The following is a 20917-nucleotide window of genomic DNA, read 5'->3' as shown; positions in this document are numbered from 1 at the left end:
CCCGCCCCCGAATCGGCCAGCGTCGTTACCGGGATGGCCGGGCCGCCGCGTCCGCCGGTGGCACCAGCGCCGAACCCTTCCGCCGTCGGAAACGCGCGTTGGCGTCCGTCCGGAAGCTTCGCCGGGTTGTATGACGACGGCGGTGGTGGTGACGTAGGTGTCGGAGAAGGGACCGGTGTGGGAGAAGGTGTGGGGGAGGGCTTGGGCGTTGGTGCGGGACTGGGTGTCGGCAGCACGACGGCAGAGCCGCTGCTTCCGCCACCGCACGCGGCCAGCATCAGTACGAGCGTCACCGGCAGCAACGCGGATCGAACAACCTGGGACTTCATTCGGGCTTACCTGGGCTGAGTGGGTCCCGAAAACACGCATTGCAGATCGGCGACCGTGACAGTCGCCGGTCGTCCTGCAGTGACAAGGAACTATGGGTCGCGCATCAAAACTGCGTAAGCAAGGTGAACCTCAAATTAATGGGCGGTCCTATTGCGGCAACTCGCCCGCCCCGTAAGGCCGGCACACATTACGGGTGAAGTGAGCCTAGGCGGAACCTGCACCATCCGCTGTTCAACTGGGGGCAGTCGCGACAACGTTATAACCAACGATATACTTCATCGGGATAGTCATCCAGGTCGCGATCAAAATCGCCCCGGCTATTACGGATCGGGTGCTTGTATCCCGAGCGAAAAGCTGTCGAAATCCCAAAATCAAGCGGACCAATTTCCAACCGGGGAAGCGCCATGCATGCCGACACGAACGAGAAGTCATTCGATGCCACACTGAACGACGGATCGGATCGGCGCAGGTTTCTGGAAGCATGCGGCAAATTTGCCGTTGTGGTGCCACCGACGATGACCGTGCTGCTCTCAACGACGCTTTCCACGCCGGCTATCGCCAAGTCGGGTGGCGGCCATTCGCATGGCAACAACGGCGTGGGCAACGGTCTCGATGGTCCACCCCCCGGCAACCCGCCGGTCAATGACGGACCGGGAACGTCGCCCGGCAATCCTGGCAATGGCGGGGGCACGCCGGGCAACTCCGGCGGCGGGTCGGGCGGATCACCGGGTAATTCGGGCGGGTCGGGCGGCTCCGGAGGCTCGCCCGGCAATTCCGGCAACGCGCCCGGGCACGGCAAGTCGCCATGACCGGGAAAGGTTCTGGCCCAATTCGAACGTAGCGTTCCGACAGACACTCGCGCGACCGTCATAACGACAGGCCGGGTCAGACAGGTAGGGCATGGGGCAAATGGCGGCAACGATGGTTGTGGAGGAGCGCGGCATTGCGACTGCTGCGCTCCCATCCTTGCAGCTGTCGTTGGCGGATACCGTTCACCCCCTCGTTCTGTCCGGCCAGCCGGCGCTGTTCCTGGAACATGACCAGCAGATACTGAAGCTGAACGGGTCGGCGGGAGCGTTAATCGCGCGGCTCATCGAAGGAACGACGTTCGACGATCTGCGATCGTTTGCAGCCGGCGATCGGCACATGAGGTCAGGACAACGCGATTTAGAACGATGGCTGCTTGACTGGTCCACGAAAGGAATCGTGTCGGCAGCGCTTGATTGGGACGATCCGACCGTTGCAGTAGGCCCGGTGTTGACTCTCGAAGCGGGTCCGGAGTTGTTCGCGCTTCATTTCGGCGCAGGTCGGTTCGGTGCTGCACTGGCCGCACCTTATGCCCATCTCGCCCATCACCACGCCGATCGCGCCGGACGTCGGGTAGCTGTGCTGCCTTGTGACAGCATTGCGGCAATCATGGTCGAGGGACGGCCAACCCGGATCGTGCCGCGCGAACAAACCGCGTCGCAAGTGCGCTTCGCCATCGTCCAGTCGATCTTGGCTCACGACGGGATCGTAGCGCTGCATGCCGCCTGCGCCTTACGTCATGGCGAAGCCGTTTTATTGTGCGGATCGCCGGGCACCGGCAAGTCCACTTTGGCACGAGCGCTGGCGCAGCAGGGTTTCCAAATCGCAGGAGACGACATCGTCTTGTTCGATCCAGCCTCGGGCGAAGTGTGCGGCGTGCCTTTGCCGTTGACGCTTAAGCAGGGCAGCTGGGACCTACTGGGATCCGCGGTCGCCGCGCCGGAAATCCGTGCCGATGGTGTCAGTGTGCGATATGCGCCGCTGCCGCGCTTTGCCGGATCGGGCAGGAGGCCAGTCGGCGGCATTGTCAAGCTCGACCGAACCGGCGCAGCCAAAGCAAGTTTCTCCGCGTGGTCACCGCTCGACTGCGTGCAGACGTTGTTCGGCGAGGCGTATGCTGCCTCGGGACGCAGTTCGATCGGTGTAGTGCGAGCCATGGTCGATCTGGCGGAGCGGTCCACGACATTGCGCCTGGCCTATGACGAAGCCGACCACGCCGCCGGGCTCATGGAACGCCGCTTTGGGCTCTGACCTCGCCACGCTCGAAGCTCTGGTGTCCTGCATCGAGGGGAACATTCCGGATTCCGCAGTGGAATGGGAGCGGGTCATCGCTCTGGCCAACCGCACGCTGACCACTCCATGCTTGGCGGGTGCCCTTGTTGCGAGGACCGACGTGCCCGGCGACGTGGCTCAATTTCTGGACACGATCGCGACCCGGTCTCGCGCGCGCAACGCGCTAATGCATGGCCAACTAACCGAAGCCGTCTGCGCCATGAACGGCCGAGGCATCCGGCCGATCCTGCTGAAGGGTTCCGGATTCCTCGCCCAGCACGGCGATACATACGCCGATCGGCTGTTCTCAGATCTTGACCTGCTTGTGCCGGTTTCGGCCGCGCAGGAAACTGCCGAAATACTGGCCGGACTGGGCTACCGCCGCGAGCACGCTTACGCCGAGCCGCTAGATGGCGGCAATTTCCATCGTGGGTGTGACGCCGGTGGCATCGACCTGCATTGCCGGTTGAAAGCGCCATTTCCCAGCTATGGCTACGACGACCTGCTGGCGGGAAGCACGCGTATCGCGTTGGGTAGCGGCCACGCTATTCTCCCATCGCCGGCGCGGCAGGCCGCGATCATCATCCTGCACGACCAGCTGCAGGAGCGCGACTATTGGCGCGGATCGATCGATGTGCGGCATCTGTTCGACCTCAAGGCAATCGCAACCGGGCGAGAAGCCATCGACTGGGCCGAAATGTTCGCCTTGTTCCCCGAGGGGCACGCTCGCCACGCGCTCAGCACCCAGTTGCTGACGTTGACGGCACTGATCAAAGTCGCCGTACCGATCGCCGCTAGCCAAGACTGGGTGGCACGCCTGCAATGGCGTCGTCGCAAGGCGCAGTTGCAATTGACCTGGCTCGCGCCGGTGTTCACGGCACTGAGCATGCTGCTCGATCCGCCGTTGCGACCAGGCGGCAACCCGGCGGGCGGAAAGGCAACGCGCAGGGGATCGATCAGGCACCGGCTGGCCAAGATCGCGTACAGGCAATTTGCGCCGCACGCAGTCGGCAAGCTCTGACGCTGGTGCGCAGGTGTCGGCGCTGCCCTGAACTTAGCTCAAAACATTTTGCGTAACGAGAACTTCACCGTTCGCCCAAGGGGTTCGAGCAGATACGTTTGATAGCGCGCGGGCGTGAATCCGCTCGAATCGCGGACGGCCTGTCTGGAGTTGAAGATATTGTCCGTAGACAGCGTCAGGCGCAGCCCCTTGGACCAGGTACGGTCCGGCGCCAGTGTTTCCATTTCTGCGAAAATTCGCATGTTCGCCGTGCAGCGCGCGGAAAAGTGCAGGTCGCCCGGTGACGCGGTGGTTCCGACGCGGAGGTCGCTGCCGCTGCGCCAGACCCCGTTCACCTGCACGCCGACTCCTTTGCCGGCCAGACCCAACGTGAACTGCACGGTATGTCGCGGCTGGCCTTCGCCATACCCGTCGGCACCGCCGCGCAGCAGGTCGACCACAGGCAGGCCCGGACGTGCGAGCCTTTGCGCCTTGAGCGTTATCGTGTGCGAGAGGTTGAAGTTGAGCCGCCACGGCCGGGTAGCCGGTGCCGCCGCCAATTCGGTCGGTCCGCCGCCATCATCGCTGCCGACTCGACCGAGATTCACGGGTGCGCTGTGTTGGCCCTGCCGCCGCGGCCAGAGGTTACGCTGGCCAAAGCAGGTGACCAGATTGATGCTCCAGCGCAGTTGCTGGCGGTCGTCGGCAGCAAAGCTGACAGCTCGGCTGTCGACCGCGATCACGCGACCCGATCCATCGCGGATGAAGCGATCGGCGAAGGCGGCCTGAACGGCCACGCTCAAGGGCGGAAGGCCGCTCACGGCGTTGACGGTCCGCGTTGCTGTGTAATCCGCCGAAAACGTCAGTCGCCTGTGGTTGAGCATCTGAAAACTTCCGCCAACGCTGATCGTGCGCCGCTTCTCGGGCAGCAGATCAGGGTTGCCGCCGGTGACAAGTTCAACCTGCACCGTCTGCGCGCGGATGAAATCGTAAAACCGCACGCCGCCCACGACCGAGACCGGGTCGGCCAGCAATGACAACGAGGGTGCTGTCTCGTCATGGTTCACCGATGCGCGCAGGTTGATGGTGGCTGAAGGCTGCCAAGTGATTCCGTAGCCATGGCTGGTCAGGCGCCGGGTGTCGCTGGGACTGCGAAACCCGGCGTTGCCGTTTATCCTGAAATCGCCAAGCGCACCCAGAAAGCCGCTCTCCTTGCTCGCGACAGGCAGGTCGAACGAGATCTGCCCGTAAACCTCCTTGCGCGTCTGGTCACGTTGCAGCGGGCTTCCGGTAATGTTGGAAAGTCCACTTTGCTCGATGATGCTGCCGCCGAGGTGCAAGGTGAGATTTGCCCAACCTGCCGGAAGCTTCACCGCATCGCCCGAGACCGTCACCGCCGCTTCGCCGCTGTTCGACACCGATCGCGTGAGGTCGCGGCGGGTAACGCGCAGCAATGCAGCAGGCAACGGTGCGAAAGGATCGATTGCGCCGCTGTCGATACCGGCCTGAAGTGCATCCAGATCGGTTTGCCGGTCGGTTTCGTTGCGCTGGTTCCGGTGTTTGTAGCTGGCCAGCACCGCTACACTGAATTTTCCGACGCCGGTGTTGAGGGCAACCTTGGCCGAAATCGAACTGGCGTGGCGCGACTGGTCAAATGCCACATCCAGATAGCGGGCGATACTCACATCGCGGCTGAACGGCGAGAACGCCGACTTTGCGGGCAACGCCACCAGCACGCCGGGCGCGCCGATCAGCGATTTGCCGATGGAAATGTTGCCAAACAGATTGAATGTCAGTGACGTGCGCCGACTGATGCTGCGCGCGATCGTGGCATTCATCTCGTAGCTGCGGCGTTCGCCGACCAGCGTTCGATAGCGCCCAATATCGGGGACATTCGGCCGGCCTGCTCCGCGCGCGAAATCGCTCAATTGCGGATTGGCCAAGCCGGCCGGGACGGCCGCGACACCGACCGGCGATCCCGCCAGGGCCGAAAGCGCGGGATCGATCTCGAGGCCGAACGCAGGGAACGGCAGGATATTGCCGATCAAGTCGTAGGGTATGCCGGACACGTCCGACGGGATGTTCCGGTCGGCTTCCAGCAAGGGTGCAGTATAACGTTCGCGCACGGTCAGTGTGGTGCGGTTGCCGGCCGCGATTTCGACAAAGTCCAGCGCGGCGCCCGCCGATGTGCCGTTGCCAGCCGTAGCGAGGGCATAGTCGGAACTGGCCGTCCGTTGCCGGTGGTCGCGTTTGATGACCAAGTTGATCACGCGACGCCGCGGTCCTTGGCCAAGCCGGGCGGCGGCGTCCTTGGTCAACACCTGGAACTTGCTGACCGCTTCGGTCGGCAAGTCGGAAATCTCTTCGGTGCCGGTGGCGAGGCGGCCGTTGACCAAGACAACTGGACCGTCGTCGCCTTGAATCACCCCGGGGGCAATTTCACCGAGCAATTCGCCCACGGTATCGAGGCCGTAAGCGGCAATGTCTTGCGTGCCGAGGTCTTCCTCGGCCTTGATGCCGACGAGAACCTCGGGATCGGCGCGGTGTCCCTGTACAACGATGTCGTCGGTTTGGCTGTTCCTCCCGCCGCTTGGCGCATCGCTTGGGGCGGCAACCGCCGTGGCCCCAAAGGCGGGCAAGGGCAACGCACATCCTGCTGCGAGGATGGCCTTGGCGAATTTTGCCAGTTCAGCGTCGGGCCTCATCGCGCCGCCCAGCCATGCCGATAGCTAACGCTCCGTAGTTTGTTGGCCGGAACGCAACACTTTGATCGCCAACCAACCACGCACGACGATGCGTCGGCGCGAAGTGCACGCCAACGCATCGCTGCAGGGTGGCTTTCAGTCAGCCGAACACTGGCCGTCCTGACACCGAGGGGGATTGTACGTCCAACCGCCATCGACGAGATGACAATCGACGACCGTCTCGCCCGCGCGAACCGCGACTTTGGCTGCCGCTCTGCATTCGGCAAACGTGGGAAAAACGGTGAACGGCGCGGCAAATGCAACGGAAGCCCCTGCTGCGCCGACCGTAAGAAGCGTAATGAACAAGAGCTTCTTCATATAATTGCCCCTTCTATTTCGCCATATTGGCGCTGAGACAATATCGGAAGCAGCCACGGCCCACACTTGCCAAAAGGGCAATAACAGCGGCGCATTGGAGTGATGCCCGAAGTTATATCAGCGGCGGGCAGCCGACATGGATGATCGGAAAAGCCCTTTGCCCGAAATCGCCGCTCGCGGTTTCGAGCAAAATTCGGCTGGATCAGGCGGACAAGACCTGGCGGACAGGGTGGGATTCGAACCCACGGTGAGCTTGCACCCACGGCGGTTTTCAAGACCGCTGCCTTAAACCACTCGGCCACCTGTCCGCTCCGGGAAATGCGGCTAGCGCGGAGCCTGCGATTTGTCACCTGCGTTTGCGGGCACGGCGTTACGATGGCTCCGAATCGCGGTCGACCAAGCGCGCGCTAAATGGTCAAAATGCCGCAAGACTGCACCTATATTGACGGTTGTTTGACGTTGTGCGTCTGCGAACGATCGCCTTGGAAAATTAGCAAACTTAGCGTTTCAGCCGTTTTCGAGCTCGAATTTGAAGGTTTAATGACAGTCCGTCACGAATCTGCATCGCTGCGTCCCTAGCCCGCCGCTCGACCCGGACGAATACGTCCGATCAAGTGAGGGACTACCATGACCAGTTTCAATGTGATTCGCGCTGGGCTGGCTGCCGGTGCAGCCACCATCGCGATGTCGGCCGCGCCCGCATGGGCCGCCGATGCCGCACCCGCCCAGACCGCAGCGGCTGCCGCCGATGCTGCCGGAGCCGATAGCGGCCTCGGCCAGATCGTCGTGACCGCGACCAAGCGCGAAACCAACCTGCAGAAGACCCCGATCGCGATCAGCGTGCTCAGCGCCGACACGATCAAGGATCGCCACGTCCAGAGCCTGCTCGATCTGGCTGACGGTGGCGTGCCGTCATTGCGCGTTGCCACGTTCGAAGCCCGCCAGTCGGCGCTGACCGTCGGCATCCGCGGCATCGTGCCGTTCGATCAGAACCAGACCGCGCGTGATACGCCGGTCGGCGTCTACATCGACGGCGTCTACCTCGCCCGTTCGCAGGGCCTCAATGCCGCGTTGTTCGACGTGCAGCGCATCGAAGTCCTCAAGGGTCCGCAGGGCACGCTGTTCGGTCGCAACACCGAAGGCGGCGCGGTCAGCATCGTGACCAAGGACCCCTCGGGTGAATTCGACGGTCGCTTCATCGGCGGCGTCGGCAATTACGGCAGCCACAGCGCCGAAGGCCACATCGATCTGCCCGCGTTCCACAACCTTGCGATCAAGATCGACGGAATCGAGCAGCATCAGGACGGCACCGTCAAGAACCCGCTCGCCGGGCAGACCGGCTGGAACCAGTACGAACGCGTCGGCGGCCGCATTTCGGCCAAATGGACCCCGTTCGAAGGCTTCACCGCGTTGGTCTCGTATGACAAGGCCAAGGACGAGAATACGCCGAACTTCAGCCAGCTGATCAGCTATAACCCCAACGGCTACAATGTCGGGTTCTATAATACCGCGAACGCCAATGCGCTGACGTTCAACGGTGCCAAGTGCAACGTCGTCGTCAGCGGCGTGACCACCAATCCCTGCATCGCCCCGCTTTCGCCTCTGATCACGCCCACGGGCGGAAACCGCCTTGCTGTCGCTCCGGTCGGCGTGCCGCAGCAGTACAGCGTCGATCGTACCCAAGGCACCTCGGTCAACCTCAAGTACAAGCTTACGCCCGATATCGAAGTACGTTCGATCTCGGCCTGGCGCACTGTCTCGACCGAACAGTGGGACAACTCGGGCGGCCCGGCTCGCACGATTTTCGCGCCGAACGGCAACTTCAGCCGCTATAGCCTTTCGTTCCTCAACCAGCGCCAGTTCAGCCAGGAGCTTCAGCTGGTCGGATCGATCCCGCAGGTCGATTTCGTCCTGGGCGGCTACTACTTCAACGAGCGCGTGCAGGAACAGGCGGCCACGCCATCGACCAACAAGTGGAACGCTGACGGTACCGGCTACACCATCAACAGCGAAACGGTGGTCGGCCCGGTCACTTCGGGCAACCAGGGCTGGGCCATCGGCCAGCAGTTCCTGCAGCGCGCCAGCCAGGCGTTTGCCAAGAGCTACGCCGCGTTCGGCCAGGCCACGTTTACCCCGGCCGGGTTCGATGCGTTCCACCTCACGGTCGGTGGTCGCTACACGCACGACAAGCGCACCGGTTCGCTGTACCTCGTGTCGGGCGTCGCCACGCCTTACACGCTGAACCTGTCGACCAACCGCTTCGACCCGCTGGTCATCGCCGCGATCCAGGCGACACCGGGCATCAACCTGTATGCCAAGTACTCGACCGGCTATCGTTCGGGCGGCGCCAACGATCGTTCGGCGACATTCCTCGCGTTCGGTCCTGAAGTGGTCAAGGCGTACGAAATCGGCGCCAAGATGGACCTGTTCGATCATCGTGCGCGGCTCAACCTTGCGGGCTACATCATGAACCGCACCGGCACGCAGACCGATTTCGACAACGTCGACACTTCGCCGACGCTGTCCAACGGACTGCCCAACCCGACCTTCAATCTTCACACCGAAAACACCGCGAACGCACCGGGCAAATCGAAGCTGCGCGGGATCGAGGCCGACCTTACCGTGAAGGCGACCGACAACCTGACCCTGGGTGCTTCCTACGCGTACACCTACACCAAGGTGCCGCCGACGCCGAACCCCAACCTGGGCAACGTTCTGTATCAAGTCTACGTCGTCTACACGCCGAAGAACGCGGCTTCGGCGTTTGCCGACTACTCGATGCCGATCGGTGGCAACGGCGCATCGGTAAGACTGCACCTCGACGCCAACTATGCCTCGTCGGCATACAGCTTCCAGAACGAGCCGGTGTTGGCAGATTCCAGCTTCGTCATGAACGGGCGTCTGGCGCTGGCCGACATTGCGGTCGGGCAGAACGATAGCAAGGTCACGTTCTCGGTCTGGGCGCGCAATCTGCTCGACACCACCTACATCTACCGTCGTTCGGCTGCGAACTCCTCGCCGACCGTCGCCAATAACGGCAGCCTCAACTACGGCGGCGTGCTGGGCGACTACGGCAACTTCAACCCGCCGCGCACGTTCGGGTTCGAAGCTGCTCTGAAGTTCTGATCGGCCGCGGCTGATCTGAAGGCAGGAAGGCCGCAGGCGCACGGGCGTCTGCGGCCTTCTTCGTGTTTTGGCGGCGGGTTCCGGCCACCGCATTTGTATAACCGTTCCGGCGCTAGTGAATTCCCTTGGCCCATCATCTGTGCGAATGTCGCGTTATGGTGATGGTTTCCCAACTGGTGCAACGACTTCGCATTGCGACTGCGGCCCTGGCGGCCGTGGTGCTCGGTGCGCCGGCCAGTGCGCAGTACGCCCCTGTTTCCCAACTCAACGCGGATACCGGCTTCCAGGGCTTTCTCCAGCAGCTGGGCGGCAAAGCCCGTGCCGCCGGGGTGAGCGAGGCCACGATCATGCGGGTGACGGCCGGGCTCACGTTCAATCCGCGCGTGATCGAGCTTGATCGCACCCAGCCCGGCGGCGGTCCGTCGAGTTCGATCCCCGCCTTCGCGCCCTATTATCGCAACCATGTCGATGCGGCGCGGATCGCGGGCGGGCGGCGCGTCTATCAGTCCGCCGGCAATGATATCGCGATGGTTGAGCGGCGTTATGGCGTGCCGGGGGCGATCGTGCTCGCCATCTGGGGGCATGAAAGCAACTACGGCAGCTATACCGGCGATTTCGACCTGCCGCGCTCTCTGGCAACGCTCGCCTACGAAGGCCGGCGGCGCGATTTGTTCGCCGACGAATTCGTCGCGGCGCTCAAGATGGTCGATCGCGGGGTGCCGCGCAGCCGGTTGACCGGCAGCTGGGCAGGTGCATTCGGCAATCCGCAGTTCCTGCCGTCGGTCTATCTGCGCGTGGCGCAGGACGGCGATGGTGACGGTTTTGCCGACATCTGGAACAATCGCGCCGATACGCTGGCCTCGATCGCCAACTATTTTCGCGATGCCGGATGGCGCCCGGGCGAGCCGTGGGGCTTGGCGGTGGGTGTCCCCGCCGGGCTCGATCGCGGTTCGCTGGTCACCACGCTGGTCAGCCCGCGCTGCCCGCAAGTGTTTGCGCGGCATAGCAAATGGCGCACGATGCGCGAATGGCGCGCGATGGGGCTGGTGCCCCGGCGCGGGGTGTGGCCGGGGGACACTGTGCAGGCGACTCTGATCGAACCCGACGGGCAGGGCAGCACTGGTTATCTGCTAACCGGAAATTATCGAGTCATCCTCGATTATAACTGCTCGAACTTTTACGCCCTGTCCGTGGGATTGCTTGCAGATGAAATCAGCCGTTAACCGGGCCGCCGCCGTGGCTGCCCTGATCGTTGCCGGATCGGCCATGGTGGCCGCCCCGGTCCTCGCCGGATCGCCCAAGACTGCCGATGTGGCGATCCCCGGCGGACCGGCCGCCGATTATCCGATGGTGCTGGGCGATCCCTTCGTCGTCGACGGCGTCACCTATACGCCCGGCGACACGCTCAACTACGATGCCGTGGGCTATGCCGCGCAAGGCGAGGGCGGGGCGGCGATCAGCGGATCGCACCGCACGCTGCCGTTGCCCAGCTACGTCGAAGTGACCGCGCTCGATTCGGGCAAGACCGTTCTTGTCCGTCTGGACCATCGCGGGCCGATGACCGGCGATCGCCTGATCGATCTGTCGGCCGGGGCATGGGCGCAACTCGGCCTGGCGGATGGCGCAAAGGCGCCGGTTCGCGTGCGGCGGGTCAACCCGCCCGAGATCGAACGCGCGCTGCTGCGCACCGGCCAGCAGGCGCCCGCGCGCATGGAAACGCCCAAGGGCCTGCTCAACGTACTGATGCGCAAACTTGGCGGGCCCGTCGCTCCGGTTGCTGTGGCGCCGCCGACCACGCCCGTGCCGGCTGTGGCCCATGCCCCGGTGAAGGGAACTGCCAAGCCGGCAGGGAAGGGCAAATCGCCCATCGCGGCAAAGCCGGTCTCCCCCAAGCCGGTATCGTCGCCGGTAGAAACGCCTCGGCCAGCAGTGGCCTCCGCTCCGGAGCCGAAGGTTGCTCCCGCGCCTGCGGTCCAGGACCATGCAGCGGCGCAGCGCGGCCTTTACGTTCAGGTGGCGGCGTTCGGCGAGAAAGCGCGGGCCGAAACCGTTGCCGCAGCGGTCGATGGCTCGATCAGCCCGGTCGGAAAGCTGTGGCGCGTGCGCATGGGGCCGTTCGCTTCGCGCGCCCAAGCCGAAGCGGCGCTGGCGAAGGCGCATGCCAAAGGCTATGCGGGTAGCCGGATCCTGACCGCGCCCTGATCGCGCGTCACGGTCCGCCAACGTTCGGGGACCGCATTTTGCCAAGGACAGTTCCAGCCCTGCTCGCGGTGCTGCTCGCCGCCGCACCCGCGCGCGCCGACGTGGCGATGACCGCGCCCGCGCAGGGAGCGGCCCTGCCTGCATTCCAGACGACCGCGCCGATTGCACTGATGGTGGACATGGGATCGGGCCGGACCTTGTTCGCGCGCGACGAACGGCGCCGGTTCATTCCGGCGTCGCTGACCAAGATCATGACCGCCTACGTCGCGTTCGAACTGATCGACGCACACCGGCTCGGCCTCGACCAGACCATGCCGGTTCGCGATGAAACCTGGCGGCAATGGCATGGCAAGGGCACCAGCATGAACCTGGCCGAAGGCAGCAGCGTGACGGTCGAAGACCTGTTGCGCGGCATCGTGACGGTGTCGGCCAACGACGGCTGCGTTGTGCTGGCCGAGGGTATCGCCGGCGACGTACCGCATTTCACCACGCTGATGAATGCGGCGGCGCACCACCTTGGCATGCCGGACACGCATTACAACACGCCCAACGGTTGGCCCGACGACGGGCGCACGTACGTTTCCGCCGCCGATCTCGCCACGCTGTCCAGCGCGCTGATTTCCCGGCATCCGGGCCTCTACCATCGCTTCTTCGGGCACAAGGACATGACCTTCAACGGCGTGACGCAGGAAAACTTCAACCCGCTCTATGGCGTAACCGCCGGTGCCGACGGGGTGAAGACCGGCCACACCAACGAGGCCGGTTATGGCTTGGTCGGCTCGGCCGAACGCGATGGTCGGCGCTTGCTGATGGTGGTGGCGGGGTTCGATACGCTCGAGGCGCGCCGCAACCAATCGCGCGCCTTCATCGAATGGGGCTATTCCGCGTGGGAGACGCAGCCACTGTTCAACGCTGGGGTACAGGTTGCGGAGGCGCGCGTGCAGGGCGGCACGGATCGCATGGTTGGGCTGCTGGCACCTCGCGATCTGCGGACGGTCCGGCCAACCGGCACCAGGGCGGGCTACGGGCTGACCGTGCGCTATCGCGGTCCGCTGACGGCGCCACTGGCCAAAGGGCAACCGGTGGCCACGCTGGTCGTCCACACCGACGGACAGCCCGACGCATCGCTGCCGCTGGTGGCGGCCAACGACGTCGGTCGCGGCGGCGCGATCGATCGCCTGCGCAACGGCCTGTTCGCATTGGCCGGGTTGTGAGCGGGGGCAGCGGCCGGTTCATCGCCTTCGAGGGCGGCGAAGGCGTGGGCAAGTCCACCCAGGCGCGGCTGCTCGCCCGCGAACTGGAACGGCGCGGGCTTGAAGTGGTCGTCACCCGCGAGCCCGGCGGAACCACCGGGGCCGAAGCCATCCGCCAGCTGCTGCTCGATCCGCAAGGCGAGGGCTGGGGCACGCGCGCCGAGGCCCTGCTGTTCGCCGCCGCGCGCGCCGACCATGTTGAGCGGCTGATCCGTCCGGCGCTGGCGGCGGGTCGCTGGGTGATCTGCGACCGTTTCCTCGACAGCAGCCGGGCCTATCAGGGCGGTGCCGGCGGCCTTGCCGACAGCGACGTGCGCGAACTCCATCGCATCGGCAGCGTGGGCGTACTGCCCGACCTGACCTTGCTGCTCACCCTTGACCCGGCGCTGGCCGCCGGGCGGCTCGCGCTGCGTGACGGCGGCAACGCCGATCGTATCGGCGGCCGCGACGCAGGCTATCACGCCAACGTGGCACTGGCGTTCCGACGCTTTGCCGAAGAGGAACCTTGGCGGTTCGCGGCCATCGCCGCCGATGGTGACGCCGATGCGGTGCACTGCCGCATCCTCGATGCACTGGCAGGAATGCTGCCGTCATGACGTCACTGGTCGGGCACGATGCCGCGTGGGCAGCCTGGCGTGCCGCGCGCAGCGGGGGCAAGATGCACCATGCGTGGATACTGGCGGGCAAGCGCGGGATCGGCAAGGCCGGGTTCGCCGTGGCGGCGGCGGCCGAGTTGGTGGCGGAACCCGGCCTGCCCCAGCCAGCACCCGAGATGCACCCGGACATCCACGTGCTGACCCCGCTGGCGGCGAACGACGACGAGGCGAAGAAACAGGCCGAGGGCAAGCCGTTCGCCACCAAGCGCAACATCACGGTCGACCAGGTCCGCCAGATGCAGCGCCGCCTGGTAACCCGCCCGACGCTCGGCTCGCGCCGGGCGGTGATCATCGACGCCGCCGACGATCTGGAGAAGTCGGCGGTCAATGCGCTGCTCAAGAGCCTGGAGGAACCACCGCAGGGCACGTTCTTCCTGCTCGTCGCGCATCGCCTCGGGCGATTGCTGCCGACCATCCGCTCGCGCTGCCTGGTGCTGAGGTTCGCGCCGCTCGAAGACGCCGATCTGGCGCGCGTGCTCGATACCGCGGTGCCCGGGCTCGACGCGCGCGAACGCGAGGCGGCGCTGGCGTTTTCCGGCGGATCGCCGGGTCAGGCTATCGCCTTTGCCGAACAGAAGCTGGGCCCGCTGTCAGCGCTGTTCACCAGGCTGCTGGTCCAAGGAGATCCCGATCTGGCGCTGCGCGGAGAACTCTCGCAGGCGCTGGGCGCGCGTCCTGATCGCGAGCGGCAACTCGCGGCGGTCGAGGCTGCGCGGATGACCGTGGCGCAGGCCGTGCTTACGGTGGGCGACGTCGCGCGACCCCGACTGATCGAGGCGCATGGCGCGCTGGTGCGCCTCGCCGCGCAAGTGCCGACGCACAACTTCGACCCCGGCTTGCTGCTGCTGGAAATCGGCGGGTTGCTGGCATCGGTGGCGCCGACTAGGGAAGGGGCGAACTAGCTCCAGCGAGATGCGAAAGGCCCCATGGGCGAACCTTATTACATTACCACCGCGATCAGCTATCCCAACGGCAAGCCGCATATCGGCCATGCCTATGAAGCGATTGCCGCCGATGTGATCGCCCGCTTCCACAAAGCGATGGGCCGCGACGTGCGCTTTCAGACGGGGACCGACGAACACGGGCTGAAGATGGCGCAGAAGGCGCGAGAGCTGGGTGTGACGCCGAAACAGCTATCGGATGAAATGTCGCAATATTTCATCGATATGTGCGCCGTTCTCAACATCGACTACGACGTTTTCCAGCGCACGACCGAGCCACAGCACCATAGCGCCAGCCAGGAGCTGTGGCGGCGGATGGAGGCCAGCGGCGATCTCTACCTCGATCGCTACGAAGGCTGGTACTCGGTGCGCGACGAGGCGTATTACGACGGCTCGGAACTGGTCGATGGTGCCGACGGTGAAAAGCTTTCGCCGCAAGGCACGCCGGTGGAATGGACCGTCGAGGAAAGCTGGTTCTTCCGCCTGTCGAAGTACCAGCAACCGCTGCTCGATCTTTATCGCGACCAGCCCGATTTCCTGAAGCCCGACAGCCGGCGCAACGAAATGGCCGCGTTCGTCGCGGGCGGGCTGCGCGATCTGTCGGTGTCGCGCACCAGCTTCGATTGGGGGGTCAAGGTGCCGGGCAGCGAAGCCCACGTCATGTACGTGTGGGTCGATGCCCTGACCAACTACCTGACGGGACTCGGCTTTCCCGACGAAACGCCAGAGTTCGCAAAGTGGTGGCCGGCAGACTTGCATCTGATCGGCAAGGACATCGTCCGGTTCCACACGATCTACTGGCCGGCCTTCCTGATGAGCGCCGGCTTGCCGTTGCCCAAGCAGGTGTTCGGCCACGGCTTCCTGCTCAACCGCGGGCAGAAGGAATCGAAGTCGCTCGGCAACGTCACCGATCCGACCGAACTGGCCCAGCGGTTCGGCGTTGATCCGCTCCGCTACTTCCTGATGCGCGAAGTCGCGTTCGGGCAGGATGGCAGCTATTCGCCCGAAGCGATTGTCACGCGCTGCAACGCCGAACTGGCGAACAGTTTCGGCAATCTGGCGCAGCGCAGCTTGTCGATGATTTTCAAGAACCTGTATGGGGTACTTGATGCTGATTTACCTGCAGCAGAAGCTGACACGGCACTTGAAGTCGAGGTTCGCGCCCATATCGTGACCCTCCAAACGACGTTTAAATCGCTGCAATTCAGCGATGGTCTCGATGCCTGGATGCGCGCCGTGTTCGCCTGCAACCAGTATGTCGATGAGCAGGCTCCGTGGGCGCTGCGCAAGACCGATCCGCAGCGAATGGCGGCGGTGCTGATGACGCTGTTCCGCTGCGTCCGCACGCTGGCGATCGCGGTTCGCCCTGTCGTGCCAGCTTCAATCGACAAGCTGCTCGATCAAATGGGAATTTCCGTCAGCCAGCGCGATTTCGCCGCGCTCGACGATGCGGGTTGGTTCGCGACTTTGGCGGCGAGCGGCTTCGCCGTGGCGCAGCCCATTGGCGCTTTCCCGCGCCTCGAACTGCCGCCCGAGGAAGCATCCGCCTGATGCTGATCGATTCGCACTGCCACCTCAACTACAAGGGCGTCGCCGAAGACCAGCAGGGCGTGCTGGCGCGCGCGCGCGCTGCGGGCGTGACCGGCTTCCTCAACATTTCCACGCGGCAGAGCGAATGGGATGCGGTGGTCGCCGTCGCCGAGGCCGAGCCCGATGTCTGGGCGAGTGTCGGCATCCACCCGCACGAAGCCGACGCCCACGCCGATCTCGGCGCCGAGGCATTGCGCGCCGCGACGGCACATCCGCGCGTGATCGCGATTGGTGAAACCGGGCTGGACTATTACTACGATCACTCGGACCGCGCGGTGCAGCGCGCGCTGTTCCGCATGCATATCGGGGTTGCGCGCGACACCGGACTTCCGCTGATCATCCACACGCGCGATGCCGAAGCGGACACGGCCGAGATCCTGGCGGACGAGATGGGGAAGGGGGCGTTCCCCGCGTTGATCCACTGCTTCACCGCGTCGGCCGATTTTGCCCGGACCGTGCTCGATCTGGGCCTGACGATCTCGCTGTCGGGTATCGTCACGTTCAAGAACGCCAGGGATCTGCAGGAAATCGCACGAGAATTGCCCGAACAGCGAATGCTCGTGGAAACCGATGCACCTTTCCTGGCGCCGATCCCGCATCGCGGCAAGCCCTGCGAACCTGCGTTCGTGGCGGACACTTGTGCATTTGTGGCGCAGTTGCGCGGGGTGTCGCGCGAGGACCTGGCCGAGACCACCAGCGCCAACTTCTTTCGTCTGTTCACCAAGGCGCAGCCGCCGCAGGTGGCGTTGTGAAGCTGATCATGCTGGGTTCGGGCACCTCTACCGGGGTGCCGCGTGTCGGCAACGATTGGGGCGAATGCGATCCGCTCGAGCCGCGCAATCGCCGCACGCGGGTGTCGATCATTGTCGAAGGGGCGGACGAGGTTCGCCTGCTGGTCGATACCTCCACCGATCTCCGGCACCAGCTGCTCGCCAATGAGATCGACCGGATCGACGGCGTGTTCTGGACGCACGACCATGCCGACCACTGCCACGGCATCGATGACCTGCGGCCGTTCCGCATGGCGCGGACCGCGTCGCTGCCCGGCTATGCCGCCGACGAAACCGTGCTGCGCCTGCGTCAGCGGTTCGGGTACGTGTTTGCGGGCCAGTTCGGCTATCCGACGATCGTCGCGCTCGACAATCTCGATCGGGTGCGGATGGTCGGCGGGATCGGCGTACGGCACTGCCAGATGCCGCACGGGCCGGCGCAGTCGACCGCGTACGTCTTCGAACAGGACGGAAAATCAATCGGTTACGCAACGGACTTCAGCGAGATTACGGCCGAGATGGTCACGCTGTTCGATCGCTGTGATGTGCTGGTGGTCGATGCCTTGCGCCGCAAGCCGCATCCCACGCATGCGCATCTCGCCATGGCGCTGGAACTGGTCGAAGCCTGTCGGGCCGATCGCGCGGTGCTGACGCATCTCGACAAGAGCATGGACTATGCCACGCTGTGCGCGGAATTGCCGGCGCACATCCAGCCGGGCTTCGATGGTCTGGAGATCGTGGCGTGACGGCGGATGGCGCGCTGCAGATCGTGGGGATCGTGATGGCGCTGGTGATCGTTGGCGCCGGGCTTCGCGCGCGCAACTTGCGGTTCGAGACCAAGGCGTGGATGGCAGTCGCGTGGCTGGTGATCATCTTGCTGGCGGCTTTGGTGTTCCGGCAAATGGGTTGGTAGTGGCGAAATGCCGAAATCCGGTCCACCGCTATTTTACATAATACTTATTATCAATCCCAACTGACGGTCGTGCACATGGCATTCCCAGCCGACTCCCCCAAGCTGTCGAGCGGTCCTTCTCCGGCAGCTGCAGATGCATTGCAGCGACTGCTCGCGATCATGGCGCGCTTGCGTGATCCCGCGCATGGCTGCGAATGGGATCGGATGCAGGACTTCGGCTCGATCGCGCCGTATACGATCGAGGAAGCCTACGAAGTCGCCGATGCCATCGCGCGCCTCGACATGGCGTCGCTCAAGGATGAACTCGGCGATCTGCTGTTCCAGGTCGTGTTTCATGCAAGGATGGCCGAAGAGGCCGGTCACTTCGCGTTTGTCGACGTGGCGCAGGCGATTTCCACCAAGATGGAAGCGCGTCACCCGCATATCTTCGGCGATGGCGGACCGCAGACGGAACCGCGCGAGCAACGCTGGGAGGCGCTCAAGGCGGCCGAACGTTCGGCGCGCGGCCAGTCCAGCGCGATGGACGGTGTGGCGCTCGCGCTGCCCGCACTGATGCGCGCGGAAAAGCTGCAGCGCCGCGCCGCGCGCGACGGGTTCGATTGGCCCGATCCCTCGGGACCGTCGGCCAAGCTGGTCGAGGAAACGCTGGAACTGGCCGAGGCAACCACGCCGGCCGAGCGGATCGAGGAGGCCGGCGACCTGCTGTTTGCCGCCGTCAATCTGGTACGCAGCTACGGCATTGCGCCTGAAGATGCCTTGCGCGCCGCCAACGCCAAGTTCGAACGCCGCTACCGCGCCATGGAACGTCTGGCCGGTGGTGAATTCGGGCAGCTCACGCTCGATGAGCAGGAGCACCTATGGCAGCAGGTCAAGGCCACAGAGCGGGAAACCGGCTGAAGCGCGGTTACAAAGTCATACAGCGCCACATCATCCAGTTACCGGGGTGATTCAGGCGATCCGGCACCCCTTTGTGCGCCTTTGTAACCGCAAAAGTCGCCGACATCACCACACCTCATTGTTGGGTATAGCGCCCGAACTCTCGCGGCGTCAGCCGCACTTTAAGGCGCACAAGCGGCATGCCATTCGCATCTTCCGACTGCAATTCGGACAGGACCTCGCCATGCGCGTGGAGCCACGCCAGTCTTTGGCCGTCGCCCGCCTGAAGCGCAATCTCGTGCACGCGCGCCTCTCCGGTCAGGATCGTGCCGATCTGGTCGAGCAGTTCGGCGGTCCCTTCGCCGGTCATGGCCGAAATCGGGGTGACCGGCAGCGTGGGGACGTCAGCGGCGATGACCGCGCGCCGGGTGTCGCGCTCGTCGGGTGAGAGCAGGTCCCACTTGTTCCACGCCTCGATGATCGGGACGGTCGGCACACCGTCGTCGCCATAGACACCGAGGTCGGCCAGCACTGCCTCGACCTGTTGCTTCTGCGCCGCGCTTGCCGGATTGGCGATATCGCGGACATGCACGATCAGGTCGGCCGCGGTCACTTCCTCCAGCGTCGCGCGGAAGGCGGCGACGAGCTGCGTCGGCAGATCGGAAATGAACCCCACCGTGTCGGACAGGATCGCCTTTTCCACGCCGGGCAGCCGGATCGACCGCATCGTCGGGTCGAGCGTGGCGAACAGCAGGTCCTCGGCCATGACATCCGCCCCGGTCAGGCGGTTGAACAGCGTGGACTTGCCGGCGTTGGTATAGCCGACCAGCGCGATCACCGGCCACGGCGCGCGCTGGCGCCGGTCGCGGTGCAGGCCGCGGGTGCGGCGCACTTGTTCAAGTTCGCGACGGATGCGCGCCATCCGGTTGCGGATCAGCCGGCGATCCGCCTCGATCTGCGTTTCGCCCGGCCCGCCGAGGAAGCCGAAGCCGCCGCGCTGGCGTTCAAGGTGAGTCCAGCTGCGTACCAGGCGCCCGGCCTGGTAATCGAGGTGCGCCAGTTCGACCTGCAGCCGCCCTTCGGCGGTTGCCGCACGCTCGCCGAAGATCTCCAGAATCAAGCCGGTGCGGTCGATCACCTTGCGTTTGAGCTTGTCTTCGAGGTTGCGCTGCTGGATCGCCGAGAGCGACCCGTCGACGACGATCAGTTCCGCGTCGGACTGGTTCGCGGCGATGCCGATACGTTCGACCTGACCTTCGCCGAACAGCGTCGATGGTCGCACCGCGCGGATCGGCAGGATGAACGAATCGACCACCTCGACGCCGATGGCGTGGGCAAGACCCCTGCCCTCCTCGAGGCGCGATTCGGCATCTTCGCCGAAACCGGCGCCGCGCGAACGGATATCGGGGAGGACGACCAGCGCCCTGGCCCCGCGCGAAACTTCGTTGCGCAGCTCTTCGGGGCTGCGCGTGATGTCATCGTCGGTCAGTTGGCGTCCTCACCGTCCCATTCGCCGGTCAGATCGACATGGCTTGCCGGCTGAATGGTCGAAACGGCATGCTTGTAGGCGAGCTGCACGTAGCCTTCGCGCTCGAGCAGCATGCAGAACAGGTCGTAGGCGGCAACTTTGCCCTGCAGCATCACGCCGTTGACGAGGAACATGGTGACCTGCACGCCGGCATCCCGCACGCTCGACAGGAACACTTCCTGCAGCAGGCGCGCCTTGCGGCTGTTTTCCTCGGGCCCGGTGGCGAAGTGCGCCACCGAGAGCTGCTGGCTGGGCATGATGGTGGAGATCGCGTGCTTGTAGACCAGCTGCGACTGGCCATCGCGGCGCAACAGGATCGAGAAGTTATCGAACCAGGTGACGATGCCCTGCAGCTTCACGCCCTTGACGAGAAACATCGTCACCGGAATCTTGTTCTTGCGCAGTTGGTTGAGGAACAAGTCCTGCAAGTTCTGCGGCTTGCCGCCCGACGCTTGCGGCACAATGGCCAACGGAGCCGATTCCGCAGCAGGTTCTGAGTCTTGCTTGGCGCGAGGACGCGCGGTGAGCGTCTTTCCGGTCATTGGTTGTGACTCCATGCTTTTGGCGATGCCCTTATGGACATCGCGATCT

At 64.6% G+C, this 20917-nt stretch carries 17 protein-coding genes and 1 tRNA gene; 14 read left to right on the top strand and 4 right to left on the bottom strand.

The genetic code is table 11. The features are described 5' to 3' along the window. Positions 1–734 precede the first annotated feature (734 nt). The 3 genes from NL2_RS14920 (at position 735) to NL2_RS14910 (ending at position 3430) form a co-directional block, all read left to right on the top strand. On the top strand, positions 735–1139 hold the full coding sequence (locus NL2_RS14920; protein ID WP_174522622.1) for a hypothetical protein: 405 nt from the start codon (positions 735–737) through the stop codon (positions 1137–1139). Between the two features lie 100 nt (positions 1140–1239). Next, on the top strand, positions 1240–2388 hold the full coding sequence (locus NL2_RS14915; protein ID WP_068076479.1) for an AAA family ATPase: 1149 nt from the start codon (positions 1240–1242) through the stop codon (positions 2386–2388). Beyond that, positions 2336–3430 carry a nucleotidyltransferase family protein gene (locus NL2_RS14910; RefSeq protein WP_084356110.1) on the top strand — a complete coding sequence of 365 codons (1095 nt, stop codon included), beginning with the start codon at positions 2336–2338 and terminating at the stop codon, positions 3428–3430. Before NL2_RS14915 ends, NL2_RS14910 begins: the two co-directional genes overlap by 53 nt. A gap of 38 nt (positions 3431–3468) precedes the next feature. Here NL2_RS14910 and NL2_RS14905 read toward each other — a convergent pair whose 3' ends face one another. Both NL2_RS14905 and NL2_RS14900 read right to left on the bottom strand, forming a co-directional pair. Beyond that, on the bottom strand, positions 3469–6114 hold the full coding sequence (locus NL2_RS14905; protein ID WP_068076477.1) for a TonB-dependent receptor domain-containing protein: 2646 nt from the start codon (positions 6112–6114) through the stop codon (positions 3469–3471). Positions 6115–6689: 575 nt separating this feature from the next. Then, positions 6690–6779, bottom strand: a tRNA-Ser gene (locus tag NL2_RS14900). A 319-nt stretch (positions 6780–7098) separates the two neighbouring features. On the opposite strand from NL2_RS14900, the gene NL2_RS14895 reads away from it, so the two are divergent. The 11 genes from NL2_RS14895 (at position 7099) to mazG (ending at position 18819) form a co-directional block, all read left to right on the top strand. After that, positions 7099–9597 (top strand): TonB-dependent receptor, encoded by a 2499-nt coding sequence (locus NL2_RS14895; protein ID WP_068076476.1) that lies wholly within the window; start codon positions 7099–7101, stop codon positions 9595–9597. 161 nt (positions 9598–9758) lie between these two features. Then, positions 9759–10820: a lytic murein transglycosylase gene (locus NL2_RS14890; RefSeq protein WP_068076492.1), complete on the top strand. Its 1062-nt coding sequence runs from the start codon at positions 9759–9761 to the stop codon at positions 10818–10820. Further along, positions 10804–11799, top strand: a complete 996-nt coding sequence (locus NL2_RS14885) for a septal ring lytic transglycosylase RlpA family protein (RefSeq protein ID WP_068076475.1) — start codon at positions 10804–10806, stop codon at positions 11797–11799. The genes NL2_RS14890 and NL2_RS14885 overlap by 17 nt, the downstream gene beginning before the upstream one ends. A 38-nt stretch (positions 11800–11837) precedes the next feature. Then, complete coding sequence (locus NL2_RS14880) at positions 11838–13013, top strand: D-alanyl-D-alanine carboxypeptidase family protein (protein ID WP_245647703.1); 1176 nt, start codon at positions 11838–11840, stop codon at positions 13011–13013. Continuing rightward, positions 13010–13648 (top strand): dTMP kinase, encoded by a 639-nt coding sequence (tmk, locus tag NL2_RS14875; protein WP_068076474.1) that lies wholly within the window; start codon positions 13010–13012, stop codon positions 13646–13648. Before NL2_RS14880 ends, tmk begins: the two co-directional genes overlap by 4 nt. Next, complete coding sequence (locus NL2_RS14870) at positions 13645–14610, top strand: DNA polymerase III delta subunit-related protein (protein WP_068076473.1); 966 nt, start codon at positions 13645–13647, stop codon at positions 14608–14610. Before tmk ends, NL2_RS14870 begins: the two co-directional genes overlap by 4 nt. A 24-nt stretch (positions 14611–14634) precedes the next feature. Beyond that, complete coding sequence (metG, locus tag NL2_RS14865; RefSeq protein ID WP_068076472.1) at positions 14635–16200, top strand: methionine--tRNA ligase; 1566 nt, start codon at positions 14635–14637, stop codon at positions 16198–16200. Further along, positions 16200–16991 (top strand): TatD family hydrolase, encoded by a 792-nt coding sequence (locus NL2_RS14860; RefSeq protein WP_068076471.1) that lies wholly within the window; start codon positions 16200–16202, stop codon positions 16989–16991. The genes metG and NL2_RS14860 overlap by 1 nt, the downstream gene beginning before the upstream one ends. After that, the gene (locus NL2_RS14855; protein ID WP_068076470.1) at positions 16988–17755 is read left to right on the top strand and encodes an MBL fold metallo-hydrolase; all 768 of its coding nucleotides are present in this window, start codon (positions 16988–16990) and stop codon (positions 17753–17755) included. Before NL2_RS14860 ends, NL2_RS14855 begins: the two co-directional genes overlap by 4 nt. Then, entirely contained in the window at positions 17752–17922 is a 171-nt protein-coding gene (locus tag NL2_RS21225) for a hypothetical protein (RefSeq protein ID WP_157083190.1), read from the top strand. The genes NL2_RS14855 and NL2_RS21225 overlap by 4 nt, the downstream gene beginning before the upstream one ends. A 75-nt stretch (positions 17923–17997) precedes the next feature. Next, positions 17998–18819: a nucleoside triphosphate pyrophosphohydrolase gene (gene mazG / locus NL2_RS14850; protein WP_068076469.1), complete on the top strand. Its 822-nt coding sequence runs from the start codon at positions 17998–18000 to the stop codon at positions 18817–18819. Positions 18820–18934: 115 nt separating this feature from the next. Here mazG and hflX read toward each other — a convergent pair whose 3' ends face one another. Next, a complete protein-coding gene (gene hflX / locus NL2_RS14845; RefSeq protein WP_500797115.1) occupies positions 18935–20272 on the bottom strand; it encodes a GTPase HflX in 1338 nt (445 codons plus the stop codon). Between the two features lie 11 nt (positions 20273–20283). Continuing rightward, the gene (gene hfq / locus NL2_RS14840) at positions 20284–20868 is read right to left on the bottom strand and encodes an RNA chaperone Hfq (RefSeq protein WP_174522621.1); all 585 of its coding nucleotides are present in this window, start codon (positions 20866–20868) and stop codon (positions 20284–20286) included. Positions 20869–20917: the final 49 nt, after the last annotated feature.

The sequence above is a fragment of the Novosphingobium lentum NBRC 107847 genome (genome assembly GCF_001590965.1).
Taxonomy (GTDB): Bacteria; Pseudomonadota; Alphaproteobacteria; order Sphingomonadales; family Sphingomonadaceae; genus Novosphingobium; species Novosphingobium lentum.
Note: the sequence above shows the minus strand (reverse complement) of the source record. Positions and strands in the feature narration are given on the sequence as shown.